The sequence below is a fragment of the Kingella pumchi genome (assembly GCF_022288825.1).
Lineage (GTDB): Bacteria > Pseudomonadota > Gammaproteobacteria > Burkholderiales > Neisseriaceae > Kingella_D > Kingella_D pumchi.
Genome location: NZ_JAKOOW010000070.1, coordinates 1 through 2676, shown reverse-complemented (window position 1 = coordinate 2676; position 2676 = coordinate 1). Strand labels below are relative to the sequence as shown.

Genomic DNA, 2676 nt, shown 5'->3' with positions numbered 1-2676 from the left:
GGTTTTCTCATCATTCTGATAAAGACTTTTACGCCGATAATCAAAACGACAATGCCCAAAATAATGGCGCCGACGGCTATCAAATCTGTTTTCATTTCACCGGATTCGGCTTTAAATTGGCTGCCGTATTGGGTACTGGTGCCGGATCCGCCGCCACCGCCGATTAAATCCATATCGCCTTTTGGCTTGCTTGTGTCATACGCCATTTTTCTGCCTGCTACTCTTTTTCCAAATAACGGAACATTCTTAAAAAAACTTTTGTCATGTAAACCAAGACGAACATACCGAGTATCAAACTGCCTACCTGCATGCCTTCTTTTAACGGCTCCATCTGATCGCACTGGGGAAAGCTCAATTTGACTTCCTGGCTGCCGTAGTACCATTTGCCGTTTTGATAAACGGCAGTCTTTAAACTGCCGTCTGCGGTAATGGTGGGGACAACCATGGACATCTGATAATCGGACGCTTTCTCCGAAGTGGCAAAGCATTGACCTCCTACTCGATAGCCCATGATTGCCCCTTACCGTTACGCTTTTCTCATCAAGCGGATCATCAGACCGACACCGACCGCAATCAGTGCCACGCCGATAACCATGCCGCTGCCGGAATTCAGATCGGCTTTAACCGGATCCATTTCGGCTTTTGCCGCTTCCAAAAGGGGGCCTGCATTGGCGGCGGTAGTGGCCAATAAGGCCGGGGCGGCAACGAGTGCGCCCGCTACTTTTTGTTTTAGGTTTTTCATTTTGAAATTCCTTACACCGACGGTTAAAAATGCCTTGCGTGTCTGTCGGCGGGACACGTTCGGCGGGGAACTAAATCAGGAACAGGACGATATAGGCGATCATCTTTTTTTCCTTTCCCTTGTATCTGTGGGGGTCTTCTAAGGGGTTTTGCTGCCGCCGACCCCCGAAACGGCAAACTCTGCTACTCGGTAAGCCAGAACGAGAAAACTGCAAAGCGTTCGCACATGTCTTCACCGGCTTCAACGGCTGATTCGAATTCTTCAAAATGGCCGGCTTGGTTTAAAAAGGGCGTAAAACCGACCACTTCTTCAGGATGGGGACAAAGGAATTCGAAGTTTTCCAAATCCTGAACGATGTACTTTCTGATCATGGCTTACGCCTTTCTCATGCTTTTGCTTTTAAAGGCCGCATGTCTTTCAGGGTTTCTTTACTGCGGCCGGATGCGTTTGTGGTTTGGACAAAGGCGCATTCCATTTCGCAAGGGAAGTTGAGATTGCGGAACGGCTCGTAGTTTTCGCTTTTGCCGTAAGAAACTTTGGAAACGCCAAAACCTTTGGCGTTGCCGGTAGTCTCATCGAGCGGGGCGGCAATCAGGACGGAGCAGGAGTCGATCTCGCTGCCGTCAATGGTGCCTTTGAATTTGGTAATGCCCATCACAATGCGGGTTTCGTAATTGAGTTTTTCGCGCTGTTGATCAAAGTTCAACATGGTTATTTCCTTGTCTTTGGTTGATAAATTGGTTGCCGTAGCGGATCCACATGTAATCGATATATTCGTCGATCCGTTTTTGCTCTTTTGCTGCGTTTTTGGCTTGGATCATTTCCATTAGCTCTTGCAGATTTTTAGTAAAACTGATGCTGTCTTGCTGTTGCTGCTCGGTAGGATTTTTAAGGCTTTCTAAGAAAATCCGATGATGTTTGTCCAATTCACACAACTGGTGCATTTGGATGTTTTGCAAATCCTGATCATGGTCGCCTGTGGAAACGAAGCCCGGATAGGGCTGTTCGCTGCCTTGCTCAGGTACGAGATAGGGATAGCCCTGCGGGCATTGATATTCGTCGGGAGCCAGCCCGCGCGGATATAGCTCTGCTTCGGCCTTGAGTTCGCGGACTATGCGCTCATCATCCCAACCGGCAATATCGCGCATGAAATTGACGATGCGGCCGACTTGTTTTTTTGCATGGGCGAGCTTGTTTTCAAAGCCGTGCTGCAGCTTCTTTGCGGCGTAATCAATGCGGCGGGCGGGCGTCTCGAAAAGGTTTTCGCATACGGGATATGCGCCGGTGAGAAATTCACCGGGTGCAAGCAGCACTTCCAGCGGGATCACGCTGTCATTCTTGCGGAACTCGACTTCAAAGCGCACCCAGGGGCTTTCGGGGCAGCCTAACTGCCGGCCTTTTTCATAGACGCGGCATAGGCGGCTGGAATAGCGGGTACCAACGTAAAAGGTGCGGCCGGTGTAGTCTTCTTCTCGCCATGCGGTGCCGCGGCATTCGCTTTTGGGGCGGGCGTTATGGCGGGTAAAAAGGCCGTTTGTATGGTCTTCCGCTGCCTGCTGCGGGGTGTATTCGCCGTTGAAAAAGTCATGGGCACAGTCAACGCGGGTAATGTGGGCACGGCTCAGGGGCTTTAGAAAGTCGTAAAGCCGCTGCTCCCAGCCTTCTAGTGCCGCTTGGCAGCCGGTACCGGTAAGCTCAACTAGGACGGTATCCCGCTGGCCGCCGATGTGTACTGTGCCGTATTGGGCTTCTTCGGTGCCAAGCGTGTAATAGCTCTGATAAAAGTAGCGGCCTTTACCGGGGCGTTTTTGGTAAACGCCGAAACCTAAAACGTCGATTAGGAGCCGGCTGTAGTTTTCGATGTATTGGGCGTCGTCGGTGCAAAAGGTCTTGCACAGGTGTTCAATGTCTTTTTTGTTGATGGTGAAGGTTAT

Annotated in this window: 6 protein-coding genes; all 6 read right to left on the bottom strand. The window is 50.6% G+C overall.

The window, feature by feature from the left end:
* On the bottom strand, nt 1-206 hold a 206-nt coding region (locus MB824_RS10875; protein WP_407659239.1), incomplete at its 3' end, for a hypothetical protein.
* An 11-nt stretch (nt 207-217) separates the two neighbouring features.
* Nucleotides 218-511 (bottom strand): hypothetical protein, encoded by a 294-nt coding sequence (locus tag MB824_RS10870; RefSeq protein ID WP_238748556.1) that lies wholly within the window; start codon nt 509-511, stop codon nt 218-220.
* Nucleotides 512-526: 15 nt separating this feature from the next.
* Nucleotides 527-742: a hypothetical protein gene (locus tag MB824_RS10865; protein ID WP_238748555.1), complete on the bottom strand. Its 216-nt coding sequence runs from the start codon at nt 740-742 to the stop codon at nt 527-529.
* Nucleotides 743-924: 182 nt separating this feature from the next.
* The gene (locus tag MB824_RS10860; protein ID WP_238748554.1) at nt 925-1113 is read right to left on the bottom strand and encodes a hypothetical protein; all 189 of its coding nucleotides are present in this window, start codon (nt 1111-1113) and stop codon (nt 925-927) included.
* 14 nt (nt 1114-1127) lie between these two features.
* Nucleotides 1128-1451, bottom strand: a complete 324-nt coding sequence (locus tag MB824_RS10855) for a hypothetical protein (RefSeq protein WP_238748553.1) — start codon at nt 1449-1451, stop codon at nt 1128-1130.
* A partial coding sequence (locus MB824_RS10850) for a replication initiation factor domain-containing protein (protein WP_238748552.1) occupies nt 1438-2676 on the bottom strand: 1239 nt, incomplete at its 5' end. The genes MB824_RS10850 and MB824_RS10855, both read right to left, overlap by 14 nt.

Excerpts from the sequence above, each read along its gene's own strand:
- MB824_RS10855 (WP_238748553.1), bottom strand. The coding sequence starts at position 1,451 with ATGTTGAACTTTGATCAACAGCGCGAAAAACTCAATTACGAAACCCGC.
- MB824_RS10870 (WP_238748556.1), bottom strand. The coding sequence starts at position 511 with ATGGGCTATCGAGTAGGAGGTCAATGCTTTGCCACTTCGGAGAAAGCG.
- MB824_RS10865 (WP_238748555.1), bottom strand. The coding sequence starts at position 742 with ATGAAAAACCTAAAACAAAAAGTAGCGGGCGCACTCGTTGCCGCCCCG.
- MB824_RS10860 (WP_238748554.1), bottom strand. The coding sequence starts at position 1,113 with ATGATCAGAAAGTACATCGTTCAGGATTTGGAAAACTTCGAATTCCTT.